Origin of the sequence: Eubacterium ramulus (assembly GCF_003122485.1) — a bacterium.
Classification (GTDB): Bacteria; Bacillota; Clostridia; order Lachnospirales; family Lachnospiraceae; genus Eubacterium_I; species Eubacterium_I ramulus_A.
Genome location: NZ_JRFU01000017.1, coordinates 1 through 3,372 on the forward strand (window position 1 = coordinate 1; position 3,372 = coordinate 3,372).

Here is a 3,372-nt window from a genome sequence, read left to right on the forward strand (position 1 = left end):
GCTGACCAGAATCACGCACCAAGTCTCACGTGCGTTCGACTTGAATGCAATTTCCTCCAAATATGATTTTTAGATTTTTCTGCAATATACCGTACCGATTGTCTTTGCCACTTGATTTCAAAACCTTCGTTACGGCACCTCATCATTTCGGTGTTCCTCTCTCTTTTTTATCTTGCTGTTTGCCTGAAGTAAACAGACAAACTTATGCATATTTATTCTAATTCCAGAACAAGTATTTCACAGCTTCTTAATGGCAGAGTTGCTGATTCTAAGGAATCTGATAATGTAGAGTCCATAATGTCTGTGGCTTCCATATTTGACAAAAGAACCTGTTTTGCCGGATGCTCCAAATTCAGGGTAACAGGTTTTTTACTAAAATTGGCAGCAACCAGAATGCGTTGAGTTTCTGTTTCACGATAATATGCCATTACAGAGTCCGTATGTTGGTAAGCAGGAACAAATTTTCCATAGGTGAATACTTCCTTATAAGCGGTTGATTTTCGCAGGGCAATTAATCTGCGATAATAGTTTAACACAGAAGATGGATCGTTTTCCTGATTTGCCACGTTTATCTGAGTATAATTTGGATTTATCTTCAGCCAGGGGGTTCCGCTGGTAAAGCCGGCATTTGGCTGATCGCTCCATTGTACCGGGGTTCTGGCATTATCACGACTCATTCGATTGCATACAGCCAGAGCCTCACGGTCTGTTAATCCGGCATCTCTTGCAATGCGATACTGATCTTTGGTGCTGATGTCATTGAATTCATCTATACTGTTCCATATGGCATTTTGCATACCAATCTCCTGTCCTTGATAAATAAAAGGAATTCCACGTAACAGAATGCTGACAGTGGCAAGCATTTTTGTACCAGCCGGGTTCTGTGCATAGCTTGGTAAAAAGCGTGATACACCTCTTGGTTCATCATGGTTTTCAATAATGTTTGCCTCAAAACCACAGGTTTGCGCGGTAAGCTGTGCATTGGTGATAGCCGCTCTCCAGTCTTTAAATTGAACCGGTCCGGCTTCATACCAGCCGCGTTTGCCTTCTGTCAGGCAGTGTGCACTGAAATCAAACATGCTTGAAAAATGACCGTTTTCGCCAATGAACTCAGCAAGTTCATCGGCTTTCATATTAAAAACTTCACCAACAGTAAAGGCATCATATTTTTCGAAGGTGTGTTTTTTTAAATCTTCCAGTAATTTGCCAACGCCATCGACACTGTCTACCATTTTGGAACAGTTGACCATTCCGTCTGGACCATCCGGTTCATAATCAGGAAAATTAAGATCCTTTTTGATATTGATGATCGCATCAATTCGAAAACCGGCAAGTCCTTTATCCAGCCACCAGTTGATCATATCGTAAAGTTTTTGACGAAGAACCGGGTTTTCCCAGTTTAAATCCGGTTGTTCTTTGGCAAACATGTGGAAATAATATTTGTCGGTACCAGGTACTGGTTCCCAGCAGCTTCCGCCAAAGTAGGAACGGTAATTGCTTGGTGGATTTCCGTTCTTCCCCTTGCGAAAGTAGAAGTAATCTGCATATTCACCATCAGGATCTGCCAGTGCTTTCTGGAACCATTCATGCTGATCGGAGCAGTGGTTAATAACCAGATCCATAATAATATACATATTACGTTTTTTTGCTTCTGCCAGTAATTCGTCAAAGTCTTCCATTGTACCGAATTCTTCTGCAATCGCATAATAATCGGCAATGTCATAACCCTGATCTACAAACGGAGATTTATAGACAGGAGAGAGCCAGATCATGTCGATTCCCAGCTGTTTTAAATAATCCAGTTTTGAAATAACTCCTCTCAGATCGCCAATACCGTCTCCGTTGGTATCCAGAAAACTTTTTGGATAAATCTGATATGCTACCTTGTCATGCCACCATTTTCTGTTCATTGTTTTACCCTCACTATTGCCGGTTTTAGGCAATTTTCCATGATTGTTAAATAGAAGTAGTTTATATACTTATGTATTATACTACGGTTAGAAATGCTGCGCCAGAGAAATAATTCTGTTATTAAAGAAAGAGACTTATGCAAAGAGTAAAATAAAGAATTATAACTTAAAAGTCATACATTACATATCATAGAGTCGGGAATAAAAAACAGTAAATATGAAGAAAATAAAAGAAAAGACAGAAAAATATCAACATAAATAAAAAATAACAGAAAAGTATTGACAAAACAGGGGAAGTGCGTTACTATAATATCAACAAAAAGAACTTAAGAAATAGAGGTACAGTCCAATGAAATGAGAAGGAAGAACTCAAAATCTAAGATAGGAGGTACGGTCCAAAAGGAACATAAGTAATTATTAATAATCTGAGAAAGTTGAAGGTGTAGACAATGAAATTACAGGAAATTCATTAAAAGCCCGGTCGGAGAAGAAAATCATCGATCGGGCTTAAAATTTGTCCTTTTTTCTCAGAATCACTGCACATTTAAAAAATCAGATACGATCATTGCAAAATATCCCCAGTCCCAATAAAGGGAATCAAAACTGTTTTCCAGATATTCGTAAATATCATCTTTTTCATATCCGGTCATTCGTGTCAGTATGACCAGCGAATCACGAACCACTTCATAGCAGAGATTTCCTTTTCCTTCAAGCAACCATTTCAAAAAAATACTGTGGCGGACAACGCCATATTCCATGCCAATCCATTGCATTTGTACGATCATGCTTTCCAGATCGCCGTCGGGAGACAGCAGATCAGAGAAAAATTCATTTGCAAGAAAATTTCGGATCAGAGCCTGATATTGGAAAAACTGCTGTTCAAAAGCATCCCATTCTTCTGCCAGATCATAATTGACAGTGCCTTCTGAAATCTGGTCTGCAAGTGCCAGAAGCGGAGTCAGAAAACTGCTGTAAAGCCCTTCCTTTTGGTAATTGACGGCGAGATCCTGAAGAAGTTCATTACATTCCAGCAAGGTATCTTCCAGTGGAAAATCCATCTGTTCAATGGCATCAGAAAGCTGCCCAATGACAGATTCTGAAAAATAATCTGCCAGTAAATCCAAAGATAACGTCTGCTGCTGCAATTCCAGAAGAATATAAAAACATTCCAGCAAAATATGTTCCGGAGAGTCTGGGCTGTTTTGCATCAGAGAGATCAGATGGCTTCGAACAGAAAAAAGCAGATTGTTCGTATCAGAACACAGACTGGCATTGACAGAAGGAAAAGAAAGTTTGGTTTCTTCTTTCCACAGATCAATGACCGCCGGGCAGCTTGGCATTAAAGTCTTTTCTATGTGATTGGAAAAGGTATGAAATTCCCGTGGAAATGTAGTACATGTATCCGACAGGACGGCATCTCCATGTGCGAGAACCAGTCGGCAAAGTCCGTTTTCTTTCAGGA

General features: G+C 39.7%; 2 protein-coding genes. Both read right to left on the reverse strand.

The window, feature by feature from the left end:
• Positions 1-212: 212 nt before the first annotated feature.
• Positions 213-1,910: a glycoside hydrolase family 13 protein gene (locus LG34_RS01915; protein WP_109214631.1), complete on the reverse strand. Its 1,698-nt coding sequence runs from the start codon at positions 1,908-1,910 to the stop codon at positions 213-215.
• Positions 1,911-2,443: 533 nt separating this feature from the next.
• Positions 2,444-3,372, reverse strand: a 929-nt coding sequence (gene fliB, locus LG34_RS16590) for a flagellin lysine-N-methylase (protein WP_109214632.1), incomplete at its 5' end; no start/stop codon positions are given.